Here is a 521-nt window from a genome sequence, read left to right as displayed (position 1 = left end):
TGCAGTTCTCAAACAACGACCAGCCACCCGCCACCCCCACCCGATCGGGCGGAGTACACCGGGGCCGGCACCGAAGACCCGGCCGGTACGGCCGTGCCCTCAGACACCCAACAGCGCGCCCGACCGGATCCCGGCCCCGCATCCGTTCCACACCCCCACAGAGGCAGTACTGAGAGCGGACCCCGAAGGACCCGGCCGACTAGTCAACGTTCCACCCATGAGCAACCAGCACCGGACGTGCGCCGGTGTACTGGCCCCTTGGCCGGCCCCCCACACGGGACACCGGCAAGAAGTGCTCCTTAGAAAGGAGGTGATCCAGCCGCACCTTCCGGTACGGCTACCTTGTTACGACTTCGTCCCAATCGCCAGTCCCACCTTCGACGATTCCCTCCCGCAAGGGGTTGGGCCACCGGCTTCGGGTGTTACCGACTTTCGTGACGTGACGGGCGGTGTGTACAAGGCCCGGGAACGTATTCACCGCAGCAGTGCTGATCTGCGATTACTAGCGACTCCGACTTCAT

1 rRNA gene is annotated in these 521 nt (G+C 64.9%); it reads right to left on the bottom strand.

Features of this window, described 5'->3' with window-relative positions:
• Nucleotides 1-303: 303 nt before the first annotated feature.
• Nucleotides 304-521, bottom strand: a 16S ribosomal RNA gene (locus tag ACLIYP_RS30775); the annotation flags it as partial.

The organism is Streptomyces nanhaiensis, from assembly GCF_046614825.1.
GTDB classification, from domain to species: Bacteria; Actinomycetota; Actinomycetes; order Streptomycetales; family Streptomycetaceae; genus Streptomyces; species Streptomyces radiopugnans.
This window is presented reverse-complemented; position numbering and strand designations above follow the sequence as displayed.